Source organism: Caballeronia sordidicola, from assembly GCF_000729995.1.
GTDB lineage: Bacteria > Pseudomonadota > Gammaproteobacteria > Burkholderiales > Burkholderiaceae > Caballeronia > Caballeronia sordidicola_A.
Map to the genome: position 1 here is coordinate 24,344 of NZ_JNFG01000020.1, position 25,725 is coordinate 50,068.

Annotated in this window: 26 protein-coding genes; 10 read left to right on the forward strand and 16 right to left on the reverse strand. The window is 60.9% G+C overall.

Going from position 1 to position 25,725, the window contains the following annotated elements:
* Nucleotides 1-8 precede the first annotated feature (8 nt).
* Nucleotides 9-1,619: a sensor histidine kinase gene (locus FH08_RS0119370; protein WP_235210413.1), complete on the reverse strand. Its 1,611-nt coding sequence runs from the start codon at nt 1,617-1,619 to the stop codon at nt 9-11.
* A 181-nt stretch (nt 1,620-1,800) separates the two neighbouring features.
* Between FH08_RS0119370 and deoC the strand changes: the two genes are divergently transcribed.
* The 8 genes from deoC (at nt 1,801) to FH08_RS0119410 (ending at nt 11,570) form a co-directional block, all read left to right on the forward strand.
* Entirely contained in the window at nt 1,801-2,811 is a 1,011-nt protein-coding gene (gene deoC, locus FH08_RS0119375) for a deoxyribose-phosphate aldolase (RefSeq protein WP_031359926.1), read from the forward strand.
* Nucleotides 2,812-2,846: 35 nt separating this feature from the next.
* Nucleotides 2,847-5,228: an aldehyde dehydrogenase family protein gene (locus FH08_RS0119380; RefSeq protein WP_031359927.1), complete on the forward strand. Its 2,382-nt coding sequence runs from the start codon at nt 2,847-2,849 to the stop codon at nt 5,226-5,228.
* 80 nt (nt 5,229-5,308) lie between these two features.
* Nucleotides 5,309-5,794: an RbsD/FucU family protein gene (locus tag FH08_RS0119385; protein WP_031359928.1), complete on the forward strand. Its 486-nt coding sequence runs from the start codon at nt 5,309-5,311 to the stop codon at nt 5,792-5,794.
* On the forward strand, nt 5,791-6,750 hold the full coding sequence (gene rbsK, locus FH08_RS0119390) for a ribokinase (protein WP_031359929.1): 960 nt from the start codon (nt 5,791-5,793) through the stop codon (nt 6,748-6,750). The genes FH08_RS0119385 and rbsK overlap by 4 nt, the downstream gene beginning before the upstream one ends.
* 16 nt (nt 6,751-6,766) lie before the next feature.
* On the forward strand, nt 6,767-7,801 hold the full coding sequence (locus FH08_RS0119395; RefSeq protein WP_031359930.1) for an ABC transporter permease: 1,035 nt from the start codon (nt 6,767-6,769) through the stop codon (nt 7,799-7,801).
* Nucleotides 7,802-7,887: 86 nt separating this feature from the next.
* Nucleotides 7,888-8,892 (forward strand): autoinducer 2 ABC transporter substrate-binding protein, encoded by a 1,005-nt coding sequence (locus FH08_RS0119400; protein ID WP_031359931.1) that lies wholly within the window; start codon nt 7,888-7,890, stop codon nt 8,890-8,892.
* 78 nt (nt 8,893-8,970) lie between these two features.
* Nucleotides 8,971-10,500: a sugar ABC transporter ATP-binding protein gene (locus tag FH08_RS0119405; RefSeq protein ID WP_031359932.1), complete on the forward strand. Its 1,530-nt coding sequence runs from the start codon at nt 8,971-8,973 to the stop codon at nt 10,498-10,500.
* Nucleotides 10,497-11,570 (forward strand): ABC transporter permease, encoded by a 1,074-nt coding sequence (locus FH08_RS0119410; RefSeq protein ID WP_031359933.1) that lies wholly within the window; start codon nt 10,497-10,499, stop codon nt 11,568-11,570. The genes FH08_RS0119405 and FH08_RS0119410 overlap by 4 nt, the downstream gene beginning before the upstream one ends.
* Nucleotides 11,571-11,586: 16 nt before the next feature.
* On the opposite strand, the gene FH08_RS48510 is transcribed toward FH08_RS0119410, so the two are convergent.
* The 10 genes from FH08_RS48510 to FH08_RS0119460 form a co-directional block, all read right to left on the reverse strand.
* Nucleotides 11,587-11,823, reverse strand: coding sequence for a type II toxin-antitoxin system HicB family antitoxin (locus FH08_RS48510; RefSeq protein ID WP_200878765.1), 237 nt, complete (start codon nt 11,821-11,823; stop codon nt 11,587-11,589).
* Nucleotides 11,824-11,840: 17 nt separating this feature from the next.
* Nucleotides 11,841-12,560, reverse strand: coding sequence for a DeoR/GlpR family DNA-binding transcription regulator (locus FH08_RS0119420; protein ID WP_031359934.1), 720 nt, complete (start codon nt 12,558-12,560; stop codon nt 11,841-11,843).
* A 171-nt stretch (nt 12,561-12,731) separates the two neighbouring features.
* Nucleotides 12,732-13,661 carry a malonate decarboxylase subunit epsilon gene (mdcH, locus tag FH08_RS0119425; protein ID WP_031359935.1) on the reverse strand — a complete coding sequence of 310 codons (930 nt, stop codon included), beginning with the start codon at nt 13,659-13,661 and terminating at the stop codon, nt 12,732-12,734.
* Complete coding sequence (locus tag FH08_RS0119430; RefSeq protein ID WP_235210414.1) at nt 13,658-14,287, reverse strand: malonate decarboxylase holo-ACP synthase; 630 nt, start codon at nt 14,285-14,287, stop codon at nt 13,658-13,660. Before FH08_RS0119430 ends, mdcH begins: the two co-directional genes overlap by 4 nt.
* The gene (gene mdcE / locus FH08_RS0119435; protein ID WP_031359937.1) at nt 14,284-15,102 is read right to left on the reverse strand and encodes a biotin-independent malonate decarboxylase subunit gamma; all 819 of its coding nucleotides are present in this window, start codon (nt 15,100-15,102) and stop codon (nt 14,284-14,286) included. The genes FH08_RS0119430 and mdcE overlap by 4 nt, the downstream gene beginning before the upstream one ends.
* A complete protein-coding gene (locus FH08_RS0119440; RefSeq protein WP_031359938.1) occupies nt 15,102-15,947 on the reverse strand; it encodes a biotin-independent malonate decarboxylase subunit beta in 846 nt (281 codons plus the stop codon). The genes mdcE and FH08_RS0119440 overlap by 1 nt, the downstream gene beginning before the upstream one ends.
* A complete protein-coding gene (locus tag FH08_RS0119445; RefSeq protein ID WP_031359939.1) occupies nt 15,944-16,246 on the reverse strand; it encodes a malonate decarboxylase subunit delta in 303 nt (100 codons plus the stop codon). The genes FH08_RS0119440 and FH08_RS0119445 overlap by 4 nt, the downstream gene beginning before the upstream one ends.
* Nucleotides 16,247-16,261: 15 nt before the next feature.
* Entirely contained in the window at nt 16,262-17,119 is an 858-nt protein-coding gene (locus FH08_RS0119450; protein ID WP_051888409.1) for a triphosphoribosyl-dephospho-CoA synthase, read from the reverse strand.
* Nucleotides 17,120-17,124: 5 nt separating this feature from the next.
* Nucleotides 17,125-18,801, reverse strand: a complete 1,677-nt coding sequence (gene mdcA, locus FH08_RS0119455; protein ID WP_031359941.1) for a malonate decarboxylase subunit alpha — start codon at nt 18,799-18,801, stop codon at nt 17,125-17,127.
* A gap of 46 nt (nt 18,802-18,847) precedes the next feature.
* Nucleotides 18,848-19,588, reverse strand: a complete 741-nt coding sequence (locus FH08_RS0119460; RefSeq protein WP_031359942.1) for a GntR family transcriptional regulator — start codon at nt 19,586-19,588, stop codon at nt 18,848-18,850.
* 190 nt (nt 19,589-19,778) lie between these two features.
* Between FH08_RS0119460 and FH08_RS0119465 the strand changes: the two genes are divergently transcribed.
* A complete protein-coding gene (locus FH08_RS0119465) occupies nt 19,779-21,086 on the forward strand; it encodes an MFS transporter (RefSeq protein WP_031359943.1) in 1,308 nt (435 codons plus the stop codon).
* A gap of 274 nt (nt 21,087-21,360) precedes the next feature.
* Here the strand turns inward: FH08_RS0119465 and FH08_RS0119470 are convergent, their stop codons facing one another.
* Both FH08_RS0119470 and FH08_RS53435 read right to left on the reverse strand, forming a co-directional pair.
* Complete coding sequence (locus FH08_RS0119470; RefSeq protein ID WP_031359944.1) at nt 21,361-21,756, reverse strand: hypothetical protein; 396 nt, start codon at nt 21,754-21,756, stop codon at nt 21,361-21,363.
* Between the two features lie 22 nt (nt 21,757-21,778).
* The gene (locus FH08_RS53435; protein ID WP_235210415.1) at nt 21,779-22,675 is read right to left on the reverse strand and encodes a hypothetical protein; all 897 of its coding nucleotides are present in this window, start codon (nt 22,673-22,675) and stop codon (nt 21,779-21,781) included.
* Nucleotides 22,676-23,005: 330 nt separating this feature from the next.
* On the opposite strand from FH08_RS53435, the gene FH08_RS53440 reads away from it, so the two are divergent.
* Nucleotides 23,006-23,140, forward strand: a complete 135-nt coding sequence (locus FH08_RS53440; protein WP_235210433.1) for a phage GP46 family protein — start codon at nt 23,006-23,008, stop codon at nt 23,138-23,140.
* 255 nt (nt 23,141-23,395) lie between these two features.
* On the opposite strand, the gene speB is transcribed toward FH08_RS53440, so the two are convergent.
* From speB to FH08_RS0119495, 3 genes are all read right to left on the reverse strand, one after another.
* Complete coding sequence (speB, locus tag FH08_RS0119485) at nt 23,396-24,334, reverse strand: agmatinase (protein WP_031359946.1); 939 nt, start codon at nt 24,332-24,334, stop codon at nt 23,396-23,398.
* A gap of 10 nt (nt 24,335-24,344) precedes the next feature.
* On the reverse strand, nt 24,345-24,887 hold the full coding sequence (locus tag FH08_RS0119490) for a cupin domain-containing protein (RefSeq protein ID WP_081889525.1): 543 nt from the start codon (nt 24,885-24,887) through the stop codon (nt 24,345-24,347).
* 128 nt (nt 24,888-25,015) lie between these two features.
* Complete coding sequence (locus FH08_RS0119495) at nt 25,016-25,708, reverse strand: DUF1989 domain-containing protein (RefSeq protein WP_031359948.1); 693 nt, start codon at nt 25,706-25,708, stop codon at nt 25,016-25,018.
* Nucleotides 25,709-25,725 lie beyond the last annotated feature (17 nt).

Here is a 25,725-nt window from a genome sequence, read left to right on the forward strand (position 1 = left end):
CGGCCGATTCACCCCGCCGGAAACCTCACCACAATCCGGCTGAACGGCACCGACCTGTCGACGGTCACCGCCCCCGCGCCCTTGCCCGCATAAGTCGTCACGAGGCGCATGCCGAGGCCTGTACCCTGCGGTTTCGGGAAGTCGATGGGAAATCCGTCTCCCTCGTCCTCCACGGTCAGCAGCACGGCATCATCAGAGCGTTCCAGCGTCACGCGCACCGTCCCGCGCCCGTACTTGAGCGCATTGGTCACGAGCTCCGCCGTCACCAGCCCGAGCGGCGCCAGCCGCGCGGCGGGCAGCACGATCGACTTTCCCTCCAGCGACACTTCCCGCCCCGCAGCCAATTCGGCCATATCGGCCGTCAGGCCGCGGAGGTAACTGGTTGCATCCGTGGCTTCCGCGCCGTCGTCCTGATAGAGCCGGTGGTGAACCGAGCCCACCGTGCGCACGCGCGTGGCCGCCGCCTGCAAATGCGTGGCGACGGATTTATCGCCGGCGAGATTCGCCTGCAGCGCGAGCAACGTCTGCACAAGCTGAAGACTGTTGCGAACCCGGTGATGAACCTCCTTCATCATCAGCGCCGAATTGCCAAGCTGCGTCTCCTGGCTCAATACGAGCGCGGCGAGTTTCTCCTCGTTCTCGTGCCGATCGGTGACATCGCGCATGGTCAGCACGATGCGCTTCACGCGCTCATCGGTATCGAGAATAGGCGCCACCGATACATCCCACCAGCGCGCATCGCCCGCACGGGTCGGACAGGGACCTTCGAATCGCACCGGTTCGCCGCTCGCGGATTTCGCCAGCGCCTGCAGGACCTTCGGGCGTTGATCGTCGGGCCACAGGTCGGAGCAAGCCGTGCCGCCGACCTCCGCGAAGTCGTCGATGCTCAGCGCCGTCAGGCCGTTATCGTTCATGAATTCGATACCGCCATCCAGCGACAGCACTTGAATACAGTCAGTGCTCGCGTTCAGCACGCTGGTGGAGAATAGTTCGTCAGCGTCGGTTTGCGATTCCGCGGCCAGTCGCTCGCGGCTCATGGAAATGACGTTCGCGATTGCTTCAAGAAAGACGATGTCTGTTTCGGTGAAGTCTTCGTCGTCGGAGCTATCGGCTTCGAGCACGCCGAAGGTTTCGGGAATGCCGCGAATGGGGACGTTGATGGCACGCTTGATGCCGTGCCGGGCAAGCAACTCGGGCGTGCGGAAACGGTGTTCGGTACCCAGGTGATTCGACAACACCGGGCGGCCGCTGACCAGCGCGTGGCCGGCGGGGCTGGCGTCGTCAGCGCCGAGCTCCGTGGTGCCGATGTCCGCCGGGTCCCAGCCCACGCCCGCTTCCAGCACGAAGTTTTCGCTTTCGGGCTGATAGCGCAGCACCTTCGCGAAGCGCGAGTGCACTCCAGCCGATACCGCCTTGCAGGCTTCATCGAGGAGCACGTCGGCACTGTGTACGCGCAACACCGACGTCGCGAACTGCACTGCGATCTCGTGCTGCAGGCGCAGACGGCTTACGGACCGGTCGACGGCACTGCGGATCGTTTCTTCGGGTGGCAATGCATCCATCGGGTTCTCCTTGACCGCGGTGTCGCCCAGGCTTTTTTTCCGGCGATTGGTGTTCACGCGTCAATTCTAACCGTGGAGATTAAAAGGCCACTTATTTGGCCGTGAGTTCCTTCGCGCCGGTGAAGCGCGAACGACCTCTCTCGGTATAATCCCGAATGTTATAATCGTAACAACAAGGTGTTAGAATAATGCATCGATTAACCGGAAAATGTTGTGCGCTGCACAACCGGCCATGCTCATGCTCGATGTTGCTTCCCAACCTGTTCTCCCCTTGCGCGGCAAACCGCTCTCTCATCATGATCAGCAGCGCAATCCCGGCGTTCCGCTAGATCTCTCATGGTTAGATGGCCTGCGCGTCAACCAGCCGGCAGTCGTGCGGCGAGTCAGCACGCTAGGCACGCGCCGCGCGGTTAAAAAAGACGCGCAAGCTGCGTGGCTGCTCAAGGCCATCACGTGTATCGACCTGACGACCCTCAATGGCGACGACACCGCTGCACGAGTCGAACGCCTGTGCGCCAAAGCTCGCCGTCCGATTCGCGACGACCTGCTGGAGTCGCTGGGCATGCCGCCCGGCTCCATCAAGACCGGCGCCGTGTGCGTGTATCACCGCTTCGTCGGCGCGGCCGTCGCGGCGCTTGCCGGTAGCGGCATCCCGGTCGCGGCCGTTTCCACCGGCTTTCCCGCCGGACTGATTCCGCATCCGCTGAAGTTGAAGGAAATCGAGGCATCGGTGAAAGACGGTGCGGCGGAAATCGATATCGTCGTCACGCGTGAACACGTGCTCACGGGCAACTGGCAAGCGCTCTACGACGAAATGCGCGACTTTCGCGCAGCGTGCGGCCCGGCGCATATTAAAGCGATTCTCGCTACTGGCGACATCCGCACACTCTCGAATATCGCCAAGGCGTCCATGGTCTGCATGATGGCAGGCGCCGACTTCATCAAGACGTCCACCGGCAAGGAAGGCGTCAACGCGACCCTCGACGTCTCGCTCGTGATGGTGCGCATGATCCGCGACTACCTTGAACGCACGGGCGTGATGATCGGCTTCAAACCAGCGGGCGGCGTGTCCACCGCCAAGTCGGTGCTCGAATACCAGATCCTGATGAAGGAAGAGCTCGGCCGCGAATGGCTCGAACCGGAGTTGTTTCGCATAGGCGCGTCGAGCCTTCTCGCCGATATCGAACGGCAACTCGAGCATCACGTCACCGGCCGCTATTCGGCTTTCCATCGTCATCCGGTTGCTTGATTCAGCACCGCATCATCTCTTACACGAGCTCCCCAATGAGCGTAGCCGACTACTTCAACTCGATGGATTACGGACCTGCACCGGAAGACGACGGCGCCGCGCGCGCCTGGCTGGAACAACATGCGACAGGCTTTGGCCATTTCATCGGCGGCGCCTTTCGCGCGCCTGTCGCCGGTGAGCAATTCGAGTCGCTGGAACCCGCGACCGGGCGCGTGATTGCGAGCATCGCGCAGGGGGATCAGGCGGATATCGACGCGGCGGTTGATGCTGCGCATCGCGCGCTGCCTGCGTGGCAAGCGCTGGGCGGCGCGGGTCGTGCGCGGCATTTGTATGCACTCTCGCGCATGGTCCAGCGGCATGCGCGCTTGTTTTCCGTGCTCGAATCGATGGATAACGGCAAGCCGATCCGCGAATCGCGCGACATCGATATCCCGCTTGTGGCGCGGCATTTCCTGCATCACGCCGGTTGGGCGCAGTTGCAGGATCGCGAGTTCGCCGACTGGGCGCCGCTGGGTGTTATCGGTCAGATCGTGCCGTGGAATTTTCCGCTGCTGATGCTCTCGTGGAAGATCGCACCGGCGCTTGCACTGGGAAATTGCGTGGTGCTGAAGCCCGCTGAATACACGCCGCTCACCGCGTTGTTGTTCGCTGAGTTAGCAGCGCGTGCAGGCTTGCCCGCAGGCGTGCTGAACGTGGTCACCGGCGACGGCCGCACGGGCGCCGCGCTGGTCGAGCATCCGCGGGTGGCGAAGATTGCGTTCACCGGATCGACAGAAGTGGGCCGCCAGATTCGCGTGGCGACCGCGGGCTCGGGCAAGTCGCTGACGCTTGAACTCGGCGGCAAGTCGCCGTTCATCGTCTTCGACGACGCCGATCTCGACAGCGCCGTGGAAGGCGTCGTCGATGCGATCTGGTTCAACCAGGGCCAGGTCTGCTGCGCAGGTTCGCGGCTGCTGGTGCAGGAAGGCGTGGAGAAGCGCTTCATCGATAAATTGAAACGCCGCATGGACACGCTGCGCGTTGGGCCGTCGCTCGACAAGGGCATCGATCTGGGCGCAATCGTCGATACGGTGCAGCTTGAACGCATCCGTTCGCTGGTCGAGCGCGGTGTGCAGGAAGGCTGCGAGATTCATCAGCCCAAAGGGCTGCGGATGCCCGAGCAAGGTGCGTTTTATCCGCCCACTCTGGTGACGAACGTCGCGCCCGCTTCCTTGCTCGCGCAAGAGGAAATCTTCGGGCCGGTGTTGGTGACAATGAGCTTTCGCACGCCTGACGAAGCAGTCGCGCTGGCGAATCATTCACGTTATGGACTGGCCGCGAGCGTGTGGAGCGAGACTATCGGCCGCGCGCTGGATATCGCGCCGCGTCTGCAATGCGGCGTGGTCTGGATCAACGCGACCAATCTATTCGATGCCGGTGTCGGCTTCGGCGGATATCGCGAATCCGGCTTTGGCCGTGAAGGCGGACGCGAGGGGATTTACGAGTATCTGAAGCCACGTGCGTGGACTAAGCTGGCCGTTCGCGCTGAGCATGTTGCGCAGCCTCCGGCTTTCGAAGCGGACACCAACATCAGCGCGCTCGACCGTACCGCGAAGCTGTTTATCGGCGGCAAGCAGGTTCGGCCAGATAGCGGTTATTCACGGCTGGTGCATGCACCGTCGGGGGCAATCGTCGGTGAAGTGGGCGAGGGTAATCGCAAGGACATTCGTAATGCGGTAGCCGCTGCGCGCAGCGCTGAAAAGTGGTCGCAAGCCAGTACGCATAACCGCGCCCAGGTGTTGTATTACCTCGCGGAAAACCTGTCGGCGCGTGCGGATGAATTTGCCGGGCAACTCGTGGCACGGACCGGCGTTTCCGCCGCCGACGCCGAGCGCGAAGTCGAAGCATCGATCACGCGTTTGTTCACCTATGGCGCGTGGGCCGACAAGTTCGATGGCGCGGTGCATTCGCCGCCGCTAAGAGGCGTTGCGCTGGCGATGCACGAACCGCTTGGCGTGATCGGCGTGGTGTGCCCGGACGAAGCGCCGCTGCTTGGCCTCGTCTCGCTGATCGCACCGGCGCTTGCGTTGGGTAACCGCGTGGTCGCCGTGCCGAGCGAAACGTGTCCGCTGATGGCGACCGATTTTTATCAGGTAGTCGAGACGTCGGACGTGCCGGCGGGCGCGTTGAACATCGTCACCGGCGAGCGTAAAGCGCTGGCGTCGACCCTGGCAAAACATGACGATGTCGATGCATTGTGGTGCTTCGGTGGCGCGGATTTATCGACGCTGACCGAGCGCGAATCGGTGGGCAACCTGAAGCGCACGTTCGTGGACTATGGCCGCGTGTTCGACTGGTTCGACGCCGCGAGCGAAGGCCTGCCGTTCCTGCGTCAGGCCGTGCAAGTGAAAAACATCTGGATCCCGTACGGAGATTGAACGTTCGAGCCCGGGTCACATAGAATCATGAGCGATGACCTCGCAATGCAGCGAGGCACGCTCAACATGAAGGAGACGCAATGCTGAAGAACCTCGATCCGCTGCTGAACGCCGAAGTCCTGCACGCGCTGTGCGCAATGGGACACGGCGATGAAGTCGTGATCTGCGACGCCAATTTCCCGGCCGATTCCGTCGCGCGCCAAACGGTGCTCGGCCATGTGCTTCGGCTCGATGGCGTGAATTCGCCGCGTGCGATTCGCGCGGTGTTGTCGGTGTTGCCGCTGGATAGTTTCGTCGATCATCCGGCCGAGCGCATGGAAGTGGTCGGCGACGCCAACGCGCTTCCTGCCGTGCAGCGCGAAGCGCAAACCGAAGTGGATGCCGCCGAAGGGCGCGCGACGCCCTTTGCTTCCATCGAACGTTTCGCATTTTATGAACGCGCCAAGCAGGCGTATTGCGTGATTGCGACCGGCGAAGCGCGTGGGTATGGCTGCTTCATCTTCAAGAAGGGCGTGAACCTGGCGCCCGATGCGCCTGCCGCTTCAGATTCGGAGAGCGCACGATGAACCGCAGCGTCGTCATCCTCGGCATCTACGTGACGGATCTCACGTTCCGCGCCGAGCGCATGCCGCTGCTTGGCGAGACCATCGCCGGATCGGCGTTTGCGATGGGACCCGGCGGCAAGGGGTCGAACCAGGCCGTGGCCGCTGCGCGCGCCGGTGCCAACGTCATCTTCTGCACGCGCCTCGGCGCCGATGCATTCGGCGACATCGCACGCTCAACGTGGGCCGCGGAAGGCATCACGGCGCGGGCGATAACAACGGACGGCGTGGCGACTGGCGCGGCGCATATCTTCGTTGACGACGCAACGGGCGGCAACGCGATCATCGTTGCAGCGGGTGCAGCAGGACGCTTGTGCCCCGAAGACGTTGAAGCGATAGAAGCCGATATCGCGACCGCCGCCGTGTTCGTCACGCAGCTTGAACAACCCGTTCCCGCTGCGCGGCGTGGACTCGAACTTGCGCGTCGTCATGGTGTGACGACCGTGTTCAATCCGGCGCCCGCAGCGTCGCTCGATGACGACATCTTCCCGCTCTGCGATTACATCACCCCGAACGAGACCGAAGCATCGGCTCTGACGGGTATCGCGGTTGCTTCCGTCGATGACGCGCGCCGAGCAGCTGATGTGCTGCTCGCGAAGGGCGTGCGCGCCGTGATCGTGACGTTGGGCGAAGCGGGTGCGTTGCTGCATACCCAGGAGCAGTCAGTGCTCGTGCCGGCCTTCAATTGCGGTCGCGTGGTCGAGACCGCAGGCGCGGGCGACGGCTTCACCGGCGGCTTCGCCGCGGCGCTTGCGCGTGGCGAAAGCCCACTGGACGCCGTGCGTTTCGGCTGTGCGCTGGCGAGCTTGTCGGTCACGCGTCCCGGAACCGCGCCGTCGATGCCGACGCTCGCCGAAATTGAAGCGGTGCTTCTTGGTGAACCCGTGAAGTCCGGCAGTGCGTCGGCCCACCAATCCTGAACGGAGGAGCGCCGCGATGAACCCATCGAAATGGTTCGCCGACCGGCAACTGAATTTTTTGGTCGGCGTGAACCTGCTGGTCGTGATTGTCGCGACCGCGTTGTCACGTGGCCAGTTCGTCGATATCGACAACCTCCAGTCCATGGGCAGCCAGTTACCCGAACTGGGGCTGCTTGCGCTCGGCATCATGCTCTCTATGGTGTCGGGTAACGGCGGCATCGACTTGTCGGGTGTTGCGCTCGCCAACCTCTCGGGCATGGTGGCCGCGCAACTGCTGCCCATGCTCGTTTCCGCCGATAACTCCCCGTCGCTCTATACCGCTGTGTTCTGCGTGACTACCGTGGTGCTTGGCGCGATCGGCGGCTTGATGAACGGCGTGATCATCGCGCGGTTGAAGCTCACGCCTATCCTTTGCACGCTCGGTACGTCGCTGCTGTTCACCGGCATTGCCGTGGTGTTGAGCAACGGCGCATCGGTGCGGGTGGAGTACGTCGATGCCCTCTCCGACATCGGCAACGGTACCTTCCTGCAAGTGCCTATTTCGCTGTGGATCTTTGTAGTCACGGTGTTGCTGCTCGGCTGGGTCTTGAAGCGCACGCCCTTCGGTTTGCGGCTCTATCTCATGGGCACGAATCCGAAAGCCGCGTTCTACGCCGGCATTCCCCGCGACCGTATGTTGATCCTGACCTACGGCATGTGCGGCGTGCTCGCGTCGCTTGCCGGACTCATCAGCGCGTCGCATACGTCTAGCGCGAAGTGGGACTACGGCAACTCGTACTTGCTGATTGCGATCCTGATCGCGGTGATGGGCGGCGTGAATCCGGCGGGCGGTTATGGCCGGATCATCTGTGTCTTCCTCGCCGCGACCGTGCTCCAGTTCTTGTCGAGCCTGTTCAATCTACTCGGCGTTTCGCAGTTCTTCGGTGACTGCGCGTGGGGCTTCCTGCTGCTAGCGTCTCTGGCGCTGGCGGGCGGAGAACGCGTGCGCGCGATTTTCGGCCTGGGCGGCGCCACTCCCATTTCGAAGGTGCCAAAACCACCGGCGGCGTAGTCAAATAATCACGCGGATAACCAAGCTTTCCCGGCTTCAAATTTCACCTCATGTGCAGCACAGACAAACCATAACGGAGACAACGCATGAAACTCAATCGAATCGCCATCGCGCTTACCGCTGTCACACTTGCAGCCGGAGCCATTGCTGTCGCGCAGGCCGCGACTGACGAAACCATCGTGACGGTGGTCAAGGTCACGGGTATCAACTGGTTCAACCGGATGGACGACGGCGTGAAGGAATTCGCCAAGGACAACCCCGGCGTGAACGCGTATCAAACAGGACCGGGACGCGCGGACGCTGCGCAACAACTGAAGATCATCGAAGACTTGATCGCGAAGAAAGTCACGGCGATCGCGGTCGTTCCCTACGATCCGCCGACCCTCGAACCGGCGCTGAAGAAAGCGATGGATCGCGGCATCAAGGTTGTTACGCATGAAGCGGACAACGAGAAGAACACGATGGTCGACATCGAAGCCTTCGATAACACCGCGTACGGCGCAGGCCTGAATGAACGCCTTGCGAAATGCATGGGCGACCAGGGCAAATGGGCCGTGCTGGTGGGCTCGCTCGGCAGCCGTTCGCAGGTGCAGTGGGCGGATGGCGGTATCGGCAATGCGAAGCAGAAGTACCCGAAGATGGATCTGGTCGAGCCGAAGCTTGAAACCAACAACGACGGCGAACGTGCTTATCAGGTTGCGAAGGAAGTGCTGCGCAAGCATCCGGACCTGACGGGCTTTCAAGGGTCGTCGTCGCTTGACGTGATCGGCATTGGGCGTGCGGTGGAAGAGGCCGGCAAGATTGGCAAGATCTGCGTGTACGGCACGGGCCTGCCGACGGAAGCCGGCAAGTTCCTTGAGAGCGGCGCGATCAACGGCATTGCGTTCTGGGATCCGAAGCTCGCCGGTATCGCGATGAACAAGGTCGCAAAAATGCTGATCGATGGCAAGACGGTCGAGAACGGCGCGGACCTGGGTCTGGTTGGTTATAACAAGGTCACGGTGGAGAAGGGTCCGGGCAAGGGCATCATCGTGCGCGGCACCGGCTGGGTGGACGTCGACAAGACCAACTACAAGCAGTATCCGTTCTGATTGTCTTCACGAAAGCAGTGAAGCGCGCACGGCAGCCGTGCGCGCTGTCTTCAGGAAGTTGAAAGGGTAGAAGGTTCAATGATGAGTACAGCGCCGCTTCTCGAAGTCGTCGATATCCACAAGCGCTTTACCGGCGTGTATGCGCTGCGTGGCGTGAGCCTTTCGTTCCAGCGCGGGCAGATTTATCACTTGCTCGGCGAGAACGGTTGCGGCAAGAGCACGCTGATCAAGATCATCTCCGGTGCGCAGCCGCCCGATCAGGGCGAGCTAGTGATTGAAGGCGTCAGGCATGCGCGGCTTGCGCCGCTGGAGGCGTTGTCGGCGGGTATCGAAACGGTGTATCAGGACCTTTCGCTGCTGCCCAACATGAGTGTTGCAGAGAACGTGGGGTTGACGTCGGAGTTGGCTGAACACGCGGGGCGGCTTGCGCGGACCTTCGATCGCCGCGCGCTGGCTAAAACGGCGGCGCGCGCTTTGGAAGCGGTGGGCTTGCCCGGCGATGCGGATTTCCAGGCCACGCTGGTCGAGCAATTGCCGCTGGCGACGCGGCAACTCGTGGCTATCGCGCGTGTGATCGCGAGCGAGGCGAAGTTCGTCATCATGGATGAGCCGACTACATCGCTTACGCAAAAGGAAGTCGACAACCTGATCGCGGTGCTGGCGAAACTGCGGGCCGATGGCGTCGCCGTGCTGTTCGTGAGTCACAAGCTGGATGAGTGCTACGCGATTGGCGGTGAAGTGATCGTGCTGCGCGATGGTCAGAAGATGGCGCAAGGCCCGATCGAGAATTACACGAAGGCGCAGATTGGCGAATTGATGACGGGCAAGCAGTTATCGAACGAGCGATATCGGCAGGCCGAAGTGATGGATGGGCAGCAAGTTGTGCTGGATGTGAAGGCGTTGTCGCGGTCGCGTCAGTTCGCCGATGTCACGTTCTCGCTGCATCGCGGAGAGATTCTTGGCGTGACGGGATTGCTCGACTCGGGGCGCAACGAATTGGCGCGGGCATTGGCAGGCGTGGCACCTGCGGATAGCGGCACGGTCACGCTGGACGGTTCTATCGTGCGGCTTAAAACGCCGTCTGATGCGAAGTGGCAGCGCATAGGCTACGTGCCCGAAGACCGCTTGAATGAAGGGCTTTTCCTCGATAAATCCATTCGCGACAACGTCATCACCGCGATGATCTCGAGCTTGCGCGATCGCTTTGGACAGGTTGACCGCAAGCGCACACGCGAGCTTGCCGAGCGCACGGTGAAGGAGTTGCAGATCGCGACACCTGACATCGACAAGCCGGTGCAATCGCTTTCGGGTGGCAACCAGCAACGCGTGTTGATCGGCCGATGGCTGGCTATCGATCCACGCGTGTTGATCCTGCATGGCCCGACCGTGGGCGTGGATGTGGGATCGAAGGACATCATTTACCGCATCATGCAGCGGCTGGCGGAGCAGGGGATCGGGATCATTCTGATCAGCGATGACTTGCCCGAGTTGCTGCAGAACTGCGACCGAATCCTGATGATGAAGAAGGGGCGCGTCTCGAACGAATATCGTGCGGGGCAATTGACTGAAGCCGATCTTTATCACGCTTTACTTTCAGAGGCAGCATGAGCGAGTCACTTCATCGCGTTGCTCAGACATCGCAAGGCGCAACCGCTGCCGGTCCGGCTTTGGCCGAGGTTGTGCCGCAGGTGCGGCAACTGAGTTTTACCGCGCGCTTGATGCGCAATCCTGAATGGTTCACAGCAGGTTTGATTCTCGTGACGTGTCTGGTGGTGGGCACGTTGAATCCACGCTTCTTCCAGTTCGCGACGCTCTTCGATTTGCTGCATTCAGGGACGACGGTGTCGTTGTTTGCAATGGGCACGCTGGTTGTGCTGGCATCGGGCGGTATCGATGTGTCGTTCACTGCCATTGCTGCGTTTACGATGTATTCGATCACGAAGGCGGTGTTCGCCTGGTGGCCCGATGCGCCGTTTTTTGTGATTCTGGTTTGCGGCGCAGTGGGTGGCGTGTTGCTTGGGCTCATCAACGGCGTGCTGGTGCATCGGCTGAAGGCGCCTTCGTTGATTGTGACGATTGGCACGCAGTATCTGTATCGAGGGTTGTTGCTGACGTTCGTGGGAACGCAGTTTTTCATGAATATCCCGCACAGCATGGATAGCTTCGGGCAGTTGCCGCTGTTTTTCTATCACACGAAGGACGGGCTTCGGGCAGTGTTGCCGGTCTCGGTGATTGCGCTGTTTCTTGCTGCCGGGGTGACGTGGTGGCTGCTCAATCGCACGATGATGGGGCGGGGCGTGTATGCGATGGGCGGCAGTTTGCCGATCGCCGAGCGGCTTGGTTATAACCTGCGGGCTATTCACCTGTTTGTGTTTGGGTACACGGGGATGCTGGCGGGGATTGCCGGGATCTTGCATGTATCGACGAACCGGCTGGCGAATCCGTTCGATCTGGTCGGGACTGAGCTGGATGTGATTGCGGCGGTGATTCTTGGGGGAGCGAGGATTACCGGTGGGACAGGGACGGTGATGGGGACGTTGCTCGGCGTGGTGCTGGTGACGCTGATTAACAGCGTCTTGATCCTGATCGGTGTGCCCAGTACTTGGCAGAAGGTGATTATCGGGGCGTTTATTCTGGTGGCGGGGACGTTGTTCGCGTTGGGGAGACGGGCGGCGTAGGGGTGGCTGATTTCAGTTACGCGCGGTCGCCGGTTGAAGTGTGCGGCAAATTTGCCGCGTGTAGCTCAGGGTCGATGCCGTTCTCCTTGCAGGCCTCGAGAAACGCAGCCAGGGACTTGGCGCCCTCGGCCTTGAGCGCGGGAATGTCGCTGGCGTAGAAGTCCGCGCCACCGTTCAAACCGAGAAATTCGCCGCGCAGCATATCGGCATCGGGGTCATAAGTGACGGCCGCGCGATAGTTGTCGATGCTCATAATATTCATGGTGTTAGTCACTTCCTGACTTCCATCCCCTTCTCGGTAATTAGCGAATCAAACTGATCGAGCTGAGAAAATCGCACCGCCTTGACCTTCCCCAACTTGCTGGCATCGACTACCAGATGCCTTTCAACCGCACTCTCCATGGCAGCCTGCTTGATCGCGACCTCGTGAAAATTCCAGCACGTTACGCCACGCGCTTCATCTACCCCGCCGGCTGAAATAAATGCCTTGTTGATCCCCATCCGCCGCAACGTCTCGATACTTTCATCGCTGGAAAACGAATCCGACGAAGGCGCATAAACGCCGCCCAATAGAATCATCCGCACGTTGGCCTTGCGCCGCAAAATCTCAGCCACATTCAGCGAATAACACACCACCGTCAAATGCATTTCAGCCGGAATGAGCCGCGCCAACGTGGTCAGCGTCGTCCCGCAATCGATGAAAATGGTCTCGTTGTCAGCAAGCAGCCTTGCAGCCACCGCCGATGCCTCCGCCTTGGCCGGCGCAAAATGATCCTTCTCTTCATCGATCGTATAACCCGCGCCGTTCGGGACATCCGAGGCGCGAACGATATAACCGCCAAGATAGGTAAACGTCCCCGGACTCGATGCTATGTCGCGGCGAACCGTCATCTCCGATACATCGAGCAACGTAGCCGCATCGCGAAGACGCATCACACTTTGCTCGCGCAAAGCATCGGCAAGAACACGCAAACGATCGCTTTTGGTCATTCGCTGAGGACAGTGGACGCAAGCTGCGCGTCGTGGATGTGGTTGTTAGATTTTGTTCGCTAGATGAAATGATTATAACAAGCGAACCCGCGAATAGTGATCGGGGAAAACGCTTTGCAATAGCGGGTTGATGAAACGTGTGGGGGGGAGCGATAAAGTGCAAATGGAAGGCTATCCGGCGGCGCGCGCCCGGATCAGCGCGGCGGCCGATGGGATCGATGTCTGCTCTATCGCGACTTTGGCTATGTCGGGCAGCGCGTCTTCCGCGAGTTGCGTCAGCGTGCGCCCCGGCGGCATTTCAACAAACACCTGCGCGCCGAGTTCACCCAGCACGATAGTCGAGTCATGCCAGCGAACGGGATATCGCAGGTTTGTCGCGAGGTCGGTACGGATAGCGTCAGCCTGGCGCAAAGGCCGTGCGCCGCGATTGCTGATATACGGAACCGTCGGCGCATGGAACGTGATCTTGCTCGCGGCTTCGGTGAGCTCGCGAGCGGCATCGTCGAGTAGTACGCAGTGGGACGGCACACTCACGGCAAGCCGCTCCGCCTTGCGCGCGCCGGCTTGCAGCGCGCGTTCTCGAACGAGGTCGAGATCCGCGTCGGCGCCTGCCACCACGATCTGTCGCGGCGCATTCAAATTCGCAATGTAAGCGGCCTGCGTATGGGCATTCGCGATCACAGCGTCCAGTTCACGCTCGCTTAAGCCGGATACCGCCAACATCCCGTAGCCGTGCGGATAAGCACGCTCCATCAATTGAGCGCGTAGGTGAAGGAGCTGCAAGGCATCGCTAAAAGATACGGCCTTGCATGCAACCGCAGCGCCATACGCGCCGACAGATAAACCCGCCACCGCCTCCGGTGCGATGCCTTCGTCCTGCAACGCACGCACAGTCGCGACGCTCGCAACGAGCAAGCTGAGTTGCACGGCGACAGTTGACTCTAATGCATCGGCCTGATCGAGCGAGAGCACGTCGACATGCAGCACATCGCATGCTTCTTCGATGGTTTCAGCAAAACGCGCATCCGGTGTCGCGCCACCAAGCGTGTGCAAAAAGCCCGCGAATTGTGAGCCCTGACCGGGGAAGAGGAAAGCGATCATGCTGCTTGACTCGTCTGCCACGGGTCGACGACGAGCTTCGGTCCATCGGCGCAACGCATCATTACGCGTGCGCCGGGATGCGCGAATTCTGCCAGCGAGAACGCGCCTTCACGCGTCTGCATTTGCATATCGATGCGCGTGCCATGGTCTAGCGCGGTTTGGGAGAGGGCATCAAAGAAGCTTTTAGCTGTCGCGCGGTCGAGAGGATCGGGGGCACGCATCAACAGATCGAGGTCGCTTGTTTGCGTGACTGTTGGACAACCGCTTGCGAGTTCAAAGCCGGCGCTGCCCGTAGGCCCCCAAACGTAGCCGCTCAAATCGCAGACCGGGGTAACCGCTTGCAGCAACGCAAACGCGGGCAACTTTGCACGCGTCATTGAGGGCTTTAACTTCGCAAGCAGCGTTTCGGGTTCAAGTACCTGCTCCACGTAACGCGGATCAAGCCAAGAGCCAAAGCGTTCGCTACGTGTCGAGCCACGAATGCCGACCGCAATCAACCCGTTCACCGACACCGCCCGTCGAACCACCACGAACGGTGCCCGTTTCAGCGATGCTGCAACCCACGACGGCGCATCGGAAAAATCAGGCGTACCCGGCGAGAGTTGCAGCAGGTCGTGTGGACTCACGACGCGTCCCATTGCTCCGCCATGCGCTTGCGGACTTCTATCGATGCCGCGCGAATCCGCTTGGCATCCGCTGACTGCAACCGCGACGAGAGATCGCGCGGACCTTTGCGTGCATCGTCAATAGCCGCGATCAACGAAGACTGCACGCGGTCGATATCCTCGTGCCCGGGCGTATCCGCATTGATGCCGCCGATCAGCTCATGCAGCAGCCCAAGCTTCGCGTAAGCACTCATCTTGTACGACATGGGCAACACGCGATCGCCGAGTTCATCGAGTCCTTCAACACTGCGGCGGGTGACCCGTGCGGCGGCTTCCTTGCCCATCGCGTGCACGGCGATGCCGTCCGCGTCGAGCGCGATAATCCGGTTCGCCTGATATCCATGCGCGAGAAAAGCACCGGACATCGCCGGGCCGACAATCAGCGCGATCACAGGATGACCGGCGAGCCGCGCGCTTGCATACGCATCGACGCCGGCCGCGCACGCGAGATGAACGCCAAGCAGTTCTTCTCGACGGCCGTACGCCTGGCTCTTCACATCGACAATAGCCACGATCGGGCGTTTGACCGATGCATCGCGGTCCGCATCCATCGCGTTCCGCACGGCGCGTGCGACCAACCAGCCCTGTTCGAGGCCGACCACGTTATCGGTCGCGCGCGGAAAGCGATTATCCGGATCCGGCACGATCGCGATGAAACGCGCGCTCGTGTCGCCAAGCGGCGCATCGGCGCTGCGGATCGGGCCTTCATTAATCGAAGCCGAGCGTTCGTTCGACGTCAACGCGTCGAACCAGATTTGCCCACGTGATGCGCTCATCAAACTTCTCCTTGCCAAAGCGTCCGTAACACAACGGGATCGATTGCCGACGGGTCCACGCGTGCAAGCCGTTCAAGTTGTGCATCGACCTGTTCGGTCCGATGGCTCGCCGGCACGCCGCGTTGGAACGCGCTGAGCACGGCGTCGCGAACCTGAGCGGTGTCGTCTTCCACGAGGGTGTCGACCAGGCCCACGGCTGCGCGTTGCTCGCCCCCGATCATCGACCAGATGAGGCGTTTATCGCGCGAATCGAGTTCTTCCACGCCCGCTTCCTGTTCGATGACTTCGGGCCCGTTCATCCCGAGCCGCGCTTGCCGCGTCATGATCAGCCGGCTGCACAACGCCGCCGCCAGCGACATCCCGCCGAAGCAGCCGACCATGCCGCCGATCACACCAACCACCGGGACGTGGCGGCGCAAAGCGACGATCCCTGCCTGAATCTCCGCGATCACCGCGAGACCGAGATTCGCTTCCTGCAGCCTGACGCCACCGGTTTCGAACAGAATCACCGGCCGAATCTTGCGGCCTGCTTCGAACTCGCGCACGGCCATTTCAAGCGCCGCGGCAATCTTCGCTCCCGACACTTCGCCGATGCTGCCGCCCTGAAATGCTGGCTCGATTGCCGCGATGACCGCCGCTTCGCCGCCAAGCGTACCGCGTGCAATGACCGCGCCGTCATCGGCCTGGCAAACCACATCCTGCATGGCGAGCCACGGCGATTCGAGCCGGTCGAACGGTCCGATCAACTCGCGGAAGGTGCCGGCATCGAGTAACGCGCGGGCACGTTCGCGCGCGGTCAGTTCGATAAAACTACGCTGCGCGATGAAGGTTTCGTGACCGCTCATGATGCGTCTCCTTCACTCGCTTCCACCGCTTCAGCGAGGCGCAACATGACGACGCCGGGTGTTGCACCGAAGTCGTTGAGTTCGAGTTTCGCGGCGCCATCGTAGCGCGAGAAGAAACGGTCCAGCACGCTTTTCCAAACGTGTTCGTAACCGTCCACGCTCGTGCGGATAACAACCTCCGCGTGTTGACTCTCAGACGGCGACAGCAGAATTTCCAGGTCGCCCGAGCCGACCACGCCCACATGCGCGCGTTGCGGCACAGGGCGGGTGGCGGGGTATTCGTAGCGCAAGTTTTCCATGGTCTTTTCTCCGCGTCAGCCGACGTGCGGCAGGGTATCGAGGAAGAGGGTGGCGGCCAGCAAGTCCGCCGCGCCTCCGGGAGATGCGTTCAATTCGGTCAGACGCTGGTCGAGGCGGGAGAGCGCAGCGCGGCCTCGCGGTTGTGCTGTGCCGCCAGCCCGCAGCACTTCGCGCGCGCCGGTTTGCGCGGCCTCGAGTGCGACCTGGCCGCCGCGATGCAGCAGGCAGGTATCGTCGAGTGTCGCGATGATCGCCAGCAGTGCGTCCAGCCGCGCTTCATCTTCCGTTGCGCCGCTCGCACGCGAGCGATGCAACGCGGGCAAGCCGGCCTCGAGCACGTGGGGGAAACCTTCCGCTGCCTGACCGCGTGCGCCGGCCACGCCGAAGCGCTGGACAACACGCGCACCGTTGCTCATCGCTTTGGGCGCCGGGGCGAAACGATCCTCAAAGCGGGCGATGGCGGCGGCTTGCTCACAGAGTTCCAGGGGTTCACGCAAAGAACACATTGCAGCCGCGGCGCATAACAAGCCAACAATCCAGATCGCCCCTCGATGAGCATTGCTGCCATTCGTTGCGCGCAGCATTGCTACTTCACCTTCGCGGCCGATACGCGCAAGTTGTTCACGCAACCGTTGCGAAGGAGCTTGATTGACGGCTGCGCGAGCCAGCGCGAGAAACGTCGGCCGCAACGAATGCGCTGAACGCAGCATGGTGTCGAGGTCGAGATCATGATGCGCACCGCTGCCACGCCGGTCCACCAGCGCGGGTTTCGGCGTGAGGCACGCCTCATCGATCAACGCAGCGATGGCAAGATCCGCGAGGGCCGACGGGTCGCAGGCAACATCGATTACCACGGGTTGAGTGCAGGCCATCGCGTTCACCAGCTGCGGAATTGCGCCGGCGGCTGATACAGCCCGCCCGACCACGCGACCAGATCGTCGATACTCCGTGCCGCCAGCAACGAGCGTTTTGCTTCACCGCGCCTGATGCCGAGATCTTCCGGGTACGCAACAATGCCACGCCGCCGCAATTCCGCCGTCTTGACGGGGTCGGCGCGCATGCCGATGGGTGTAACCCCTGCGACGGCGCGCAACGCTGCACGGCGCTCTTCCACACCCTCGGCGGCGTGCAGATACGCGATCCCTTCTTCCGTCACGACATGACTCACGTCGTCGCCGTAGATCATGACCGGGGCTATCGGCATGTTGCTTTGCTTGCCGACGGCGATGGCATCGAGGGCATCGACAATAGTCGGCTCACCGCCCTTCTTGAAGGTCTCGGCGGTTTGCACGACCAGCTTGTGCCCGCGTCCGATTGCGCTGTTCGGTCCATCGTTTTTCATCAACTTCAACCATGCCGCGCTCGAATGACGACGCCCGCGAGGATCGTGCCCCATGTTCGGCGCACCGCCGAATCCGGCAAGACGGCCGAGCGTAACGGTCGATGAATTCGCGTCGGCGTCCATCTGCAGCGTCGAGCCGATAAAGAGGTCCACGCCGTATTGACCCGCAAGCTGGCACAACACGCGGTTTGATCGAAGGCTGCCGTCACGGCCCGTGAAAAACACATCCGAGCGTGCTTCGATGTAATCCTCCATGCCCACTTCGCTGCCGAAGCAATGCACGCTTTCCACCCACCCACTCTCGATGGCGGGGATCAGCGTGGGATGCGGATTGAGCGCCCAGTGCGTGCAGATCTTGCCCTTCAGCCCATGCGCTGCGCCATAAGTCGGCAGCAGCAATTCGATCGCGGCGGTGTCGAAGCCAATACCGTGGTTCAGCGCTGTCACGCCATAACGCTCGTAGATACCGCGGATGGTCATCATTGCCATGAGGATCTGCAACTCGCCGATATGTCGCGGATCGCGCGTGAACAGCGGTTCGACGGCAAACGGCCGGTCGGCCTGCACGACGACATCGACCCACGAGCCGGGGATATCGACGCGCGGCAGTTCGTCGACGATCTCGTTCACCTGCGCCACCACGATGCCATGACGGAACGCGGTCGCCTCCACGATGGTCGGCGTGTCCTCGGTGTTCGCACCCGTGTACAAATTGCCGTGACGATCTGCCTGCACTGCGCAGACGAGCGCGACTTGCGCCGTCAGGTCAATGAACATGCGCGCATACAGTTCTATATACGTATAGATGGCACCGATCTCGAGTTGCCCGTCCTCGAGCAACTGCGCCACGCGCAAACTCTGCGGCCCTGCGAACGCGAAGTCCACCTTGCGCGCGATGCCGCGTTCGAACAGCGTCAGGTGCTCGGGCCGGCTGATGCTGGAAATCAGCAGATGAACATCATGCACGCGCGACGGATCGAGCTTCGCGAACGCGCGCGAGAGGAAGTCAGCTTGTTTCTGGTTATTGCCTTCCAGCGCGACACGATCGCCGGATTTGATCAGTGCTTCGAGGGCGTCGACTATGCGTTCTGCCTTGAGCACGCCGTTGTCGAGCCAGCCTTCGATACCCTTCAGGCGCCGTGCCTTTTCCAGCGCACGGGTGTTCCACTGGCGCGGTGCTGGGGGGGTGCCGGCTTGTGCGGGAGGATTCATGCGGTGACCTCGGTGGTGAGCAAAATCAGCGAAACGAAATCAGCGCTTAGTCTGATCGCGAAGTGGAGGGACGGCGGCGCTTCTTTGGCTGCGAGGCTTGAGCCTGCATTTGTGCGTCGTGGAGAAAACCATAAACCAGTTCGCCGGTCGCGAGCAGATGGCGCGCGACCAGCGTTTGCGCGGCTTCGGTATCGCGGGCATGCAATGCGTCGAGAATGGCTTCGTGCTCGGCGTCGGACTGTCCCTTGAAGGTAGGCATGCCGAACTTCAGCCGAAGATATCGCTCGCCCCGCCGATGCATCGTGCCGATCAGCTCCATCAGGTGAGGGCGCTCAGCAGGCGCATACAGGCTCATATGGAACTGTTCATTGCGTACTACATAGAGCGCTTGGTCCTGTTCGTTGGCCGCGGCCTCCAACAATTCGCGCGCCTCGGCCAGCGTTGCATCTGTATGACGCTCGATCGCGATGCCGATCGCCAGGCTTTCCAGCGAAGCACGGATCTCATAGATCTCGCGTGCTTCATCGGGCGATTGCAGGCTCACCGACGCACCCCGATTCTGTTCGATGGTGACCCAGCCCTCGGTGTCCAGTTGCCTAAGCGCCTCGCGCACAGGAATTGCGCTGACGGAGAACTGTTTGGCGATAGCGTCCTGGCGCAGCGGCTCGCCTGGCAACAGCGTGCCTTCGACGATCGCCGATCGCAACGCGTCCGCTATATAGCGCGACGTGCTTTGGCGCGGCTCGAAGTGCGCCTCGCGAAACAGGGGATTCAGTTCACTTTTCATGCTTTTTCCTACCGAAGCTAGGTACAAGTGCGGAGTGGTCAACACCTCGTTTTCAAATATTATATATGAAAATGCACATTTGGGGTTTGTAACGCAGACCCGGTGCTTAATGACAGATGCCCGGATCTCAGAACACAGCGCGTCGTTCATATCCGGCTCATACAGGTTTACACCTACCAGGAAGACAGTCATGCCAAGCACGCTGGAACCTTCGATAGGCGCCGCCCGGCGCACCCGTACGCCCCTTAACCGAACCCAGATAGTAGGCTTCTGGGGTGCCTGGGCCGGCTGGACGCTCGATGGCATGGACTCGTTCATCTATGCATTGGTGCTGGCGCCCGCGCTGACCGAGTTGCTGCCGAAGTCCGGCTATGCGGCCACGCCCGCGAATGTCGGTCTGGCAGGGTCGATCCTGTTTGCGCTGTTCCTTGTGGGTTGGGGACTGTCGTTCATTTGGGGTCCGCTCGCTGACCGCTTCGGGCGCACCAAGATACTAGCCGCGACCATCTTCACGTTCGCGATCTTTACCGGACTCGCCGCAACTTCACATACGGTGTGGGAGTTGGGCATCTATCGCTTTCTTGCGGGCGTGGGGATCGGCGGGGAGTGGGCGCTGGCCGGGACCTATGTAGCGGAAGCGTGGCCGGAAGATCGTCGCAAGATGGGCGCGGGTTATCTGCAGACGGGTTATTACGCGGGCTTCTTCATGGCCGCTGCACTTAACTATACGATTGGCGCGACCTTCGGCTGGCGCGCGATGTTCCTCGTCGGGATCGTGCCGGTGATCGTCTCCATTGTCGTGTTGCTGCGCGTGAAGGAAACCGACAAGTGGCAGAAGGTCGAAGCGACCGTGGTCAAGAAGGCGAGTTCGCTGCGATTGATCTTTTCACCGCAGTACCGGCAGCGCACCATCGTTGCGACCGTGTTGCTGACGGTTGCGATTATTGGACTGTGGGCGGGCGCGGTCTATGAACCGTCGGCGGTCATTCAGCTTGCGACGAAGGCGGGCATGACGAAGGCGGACGCGTCCAGGACCGCATCGATTGCTACCGGGTTGTTGTCGATCGGCACGATCATCGGGTGTCTTGCGTTGCCGCCAATGGCCGAGCGTATCGGCCGTAAGCTTACGCTCGCGGTTTATTTCGTGGGCATGGCTGTATCGATTGCGCTGGCGTTCGGATGGGCGTTCTATCTGGAGAATGGGCTTGTGCCGTTCATCGCACTGCTGGTCGTGCTCGGGTTCTTTGGCGGCAATTTTGCGCTGTTCAGCCTGTGGCTGCCGGAGCAGTTCGAGACCCGCGTTCGAGCAACGGCATTTGCATTCTGCACATCGATAGGACGCTTCTTTGGTGCCATCGTCAACTTCGGGATCGGCGCGATGGTGCTGCATATGAAGACGCTTGGTGTGCCTATTGCGCTGACTGCTGTTGCGTTCGTGATTGGGTTGGCGGTGATTCCGTTTGCGCCGGAAACTAAGGGGCAGGATTTACCAAGTTAGGGAGCTCGCGGTTGTGGGCAGTGTTGGAGTGAGTGGCCTTGGCTTTACCGGTCTGAGTCAGTGCCACACGCACTACTACGCGCTGCAATCGAGCTGCGAAGTCCTGGTCGAATTTGGCGCCGGGCCGCGCAAGGTGTTGATTACGCGCCGCAGCGATGAAGAATGGGAACGGCGGTTTGAGAGGCAACGCGCTAACGACGATAGCGTTAGCAATGCGGCATACGCCCGGCCACGCCGCAAGCGACGTGCAACGGCGCGACTACGCGAAGCCTCTTTACTCGACGTGGGTGACTGACTCGCAGACCACGACCAACTCCGCGCCTATTGACGGCTCCAAAACAAGAATACTAAATCGTCGATGCTGTATTCCGCTTAGAAAGTATGCAGCCCTTGCGTCGGTCATGGCGTGCTCGTAGCCATCCCGACTGCACGCCCAATTAATATTTTTACGGATATCATCCGGTGGAAATTCCCGCTCGGACGAAATCAACAACCGGGAAAGGACGTTTTGTAATCCCATTTCGCCAAGTCGAAAATGGGTTACCCCTTCACACCTTACGACGGCAAGATCGCCGCTCGCAAGCTGGAAACTCAGCATTAGCGTTTGCGTGTCTCGCGCGAAGTGCAGTCCGATAAATTCGGCGTCGTGAAAGTTTTTTGCCTGTTTCATTTTTTGCTCCATCGCGTTCGCGCTACCAAGGCAAAAGCGAAAAGCTCCGCCCGCCTTCTCGGTTGAATTTCCCGTCTTCGCTAACCGGTCCATAGTTGTGCGCGTGTGGAATTCCTTGGCCGTGGTCATGATCGAAGTCGAAGTCCACGACGGGCGCACCAGTATCGCCGTATAGCCGCATTTGTCCGCTACCGGGGTTCGTGTACCACGTACCCGGATCGCCGTAATTTGGCGTTTTCGCAATGTCAAAACTCTCGCCAAAGCTCGGCATATCGCCAAGCTTAAACGGCGCGGCGTCACCTAGCGACGTGCTTCGCCCGCCAATCTCGGTCACATCGCCAAGATCGAAAGCGTCATCGTCACCGGACGATGGCAGCGCCGCCGCAACAGCGGAAACTACGGATACAACCGACGCCGCAAGCGCGCTTATCTTTTCACTGGCGGCGCGCGCAGCAATGTTACGCGCTTGCGCTTCCGCCATTGTTTCCACGTGTCGGAACGGTTTCTGTAGTGCCCGAGATTCCCGTGCGATACGCTCGTCGATTTCCTGGTTATACGCCTTCAGGTCATCTCGGTATGCTTTCGACCGGGCCGCGTAACTGCTGGCGCGTTCAGCAATGTCACGTTCATACGCGTCATAATCGAATTCGCGCGTCGGAACGAAACCGTCATGAGCGATGTAGGCGGGTTCCGCTCGCACAATCACCACGTCCCCGCTGCGCAGTTCCCGGCAAAGCGCGTCGATAATGTTCTTCGGGCTTTCACCGTATCGACTAGGCCGGTAAGCTGGGAACGAATCGATAAGAAACTTTTGCACGCGCTCGACTAGATCGGGCTGGCTCGCCCAATGCTCGATATTAGCGGCCTTGAACAGCGCTTTTCCGGCATCCAGCGCCTCCTGCTGCTCTTTCGTTCTCATGTTTCGCGCGTAGTCCCACTTTTTATAAAGTAGGAAGCGATAGCGGCCATACCGCATCAATTCGGCTGTCATCTCAGTTATTTTGTAGTTACAACACCCCGGACGCTAACGCACTTTTCCGCGCGTCCATCTCAATAAACGGACGGACGCGCGGACGGTGACTCTCACGGGGGCTTGCGTCAGGGACTTTGCAGCAACGCGCGGATGGCATCGACGCGCCAGAGACCAACCGTGACCGACACCGCAACGCTTTGGGATATCCCCAATTCGCGCGGCGATTGGCATTTGATCGGCCCCCGCTGCAGATCGAAAACGACCTCTCAAACCGCGATGCTTAACAGCCTCTTTACCGACCGACAAGCGCGAGCCGATGACGTAATCCCTGATGGTTCCGACGATCCGCGCGGCTGGTGGCGCGATACCGACCCGTTGCATCCAATCCCAATGCGATACGAAGCAAGTTGATTGCGTCATAGAGTTCGCGGTTCAAGTCTCCCATGATTGAATAAGGTTCGGATTGCCTCCGGTGCCCGCGCCGCCGCTTCCAGTACCGCTTACGTTTCCGCCTAGCCCAAAAGCACGGTGCTCGCCAGAGCCACGGATGTGTGAACCCCTCTTTCTCCGAACACGGATACCCACACGCTTCGCCACCAGTGACTGAACCTGCCCAAGGTGCACCCCGCGCTATCCGCGGACAACCTCCCGCCAATCGCTGGGCTTTTACCCAAAGCGCCGTGCTAGCAGGCACAGGATTTCATACATGAGCGTGGCGGCGACAAGCGCCGTATTGCCGCTCGGATCATAAGGCGGCGATACTTCCACCACGTCACCGCCGACCCAGTTCAAACCATCAAGCCCGCGCAGTAGCGCCAGCGTTTCGCGCGTCGTCAGCCCGCCTATTTCAGGCGTTCCCGTACCCGGCGTGAAGACCGGATCAAGGCCATCCACATCGAGTGAAAGATAGGTTGGACCATCGCCCACGACCTTGCGCGCTTCATCGATGATCGCGCCCACTCCACGCGCTTCAAACTCTTCGATGAACACCACACGCATGCCGCTTTCGAGCGAATAGCGCCAGCCTTCGTCGGAATTCTGTGCGCCGCGGATACCGATCTGGATGGTTCGCTTCGGGTCCAGCAAGCCCGCCTCCACCGCGCGACGAAACGGTGCGCCGTGCGTGAATTTTGATCCCTTGAAACTATCCCACGTGTCGGTGTGCGCATCGATGTGCACCATGCCGATGGGCTGCTTCGGCGCCATCGCCTGGAAGATCGGGTAAGTGATCGAATGGTCGCCGCCCGCGCTTAGCGGAATTTTGCCGGCCGCGAAAATGGGTTCGAAGAAGCGCCGGATGTCCTCGTGCGAACGCTCGAGATGATAGAGGTCGGTGAACGGGACATCGCCTATATCGCCAACGCGGCACACATCGAAGGGATTGAAACGCGTCACATGATGGATCGCGCGAGTCATGCTCGACATGTTGCGGATTTCGCGCGGGCCGAACCGAGCACCCGGACGGGCAGTGACGCCACCGTCGAACGGCACGCCGGCCAGCACAATATCGAGTTCATTGATATCCGTGCAGTACGGCACCCGCATGAAGGTAGGAATGCCGCTGAAACGGGGTAGCGCCATCTGGCTTCGATCGGTGCCGGGCATGATGTTCTCGTCAGAAGGTAGGCGGAGTATTGGTCCACAGCACGCGCGTAACAGTCTTGCCGGGGTTCCGGTAACTGTGCGGAACGGTGCTGGGGAAATAAAAGGTGTCGCCGGCATGAAGCAGATAACACTCGTCGCCAAGCGTCAGTTCAAACTGGCCCTCGATCACGTAACCGAGTTCTTCGCCAGCGTGACTGATCTGCTCGTCGCTGCTTGCAAGCGGTTCAATCACGTGGATATCGCTTTGCAACAACTGTCCGGCGGCGGGCACAATCACCCGCTCCAACATGATCGAAAGGCGCTTGCCGGCTGACGGAAATTCCGTGGTGGGACGCTCGTTCGCGCGCTGCACGGGCGACGTATTGATGTCCGGTCCCGAGACGAGCGCGCCCACGTTGGTGGACAACGCCAGCGCGATCTTGTGCAGCGTCGCCAGCGAGGGCTGCGCGTGGCCACCCTCGAGTTTGGACAACATGCTCTCCGAACAACCGGCCTCCGCTGCGAGCGCTTTCAGCGTCAACTGCTTGACCATCCTCGCGTGCTTCAGGCGCACGCCGAGCGTGGCGGCCGGATCGGGCTGGGCCTCGGGCGGCAAGCTTACGGACCGGCGTGGGCTCACTGATTTGCGTGCTGCGGTTTTTTTTGTGGCCACCGGAAGGCTCTTCCTAAAAGTAAAGGGATCTACGCGAGCACCGTGAACTCGACTTCCAGCGGATTCAGCGCGTTGATCGGAATAATATCCTGCGGGCAAGCCGACATGACCACGACGCAATCCATCAACGCCTTGATCTCCACGTAATCACCCGCCTTCGATACCGGCGCGAGCCATTCAATGGAATAGTCCGGCTTGATCGGGATGTTCATCCACAGGTTGAATGGTTGTGGCACTTCGCGGGCGCGCAGGCCGATCGCTTTCAGCGCGAGCCGCATGTTGTCGGCGCAGTTGTCGTGATAACCGGTGACGCCCAGGTTCTTGTAACGGTACAGATCGCATGCGGCCATCAGTGTGTCATGCACGCCCGGGGAGGTGTCCGTGACCAGCTCGGCAATCGGCCGGCGATGATTGGTCATCAGCGGATCGCCGGCTTGGGGAATGACCTTGTCGAGCGATGCTCGGGCATGTTCGAATGACAGGAATTCGTCGAGGTGGGCGGCGTTGAAGATCCACGTATCGCAGACCTGGGTACCGTGCGTGTTCGTGATACGGATTGTCTGGCCCGACTGCACCCGCACCGCGCGGCCGTTGCGAGCCGGCACTGTGTAGGTCTTGCCGATTTCCGGGGTGCCATCGGCGGAAATGGGTTCGCGCAGCGTGGCGTTCTCGCCGAGTGCATGGCTGTTGTCGTGATGATGTTCAACGTGCGGCGTGCTCATGGTGACTCCTTCAGTCG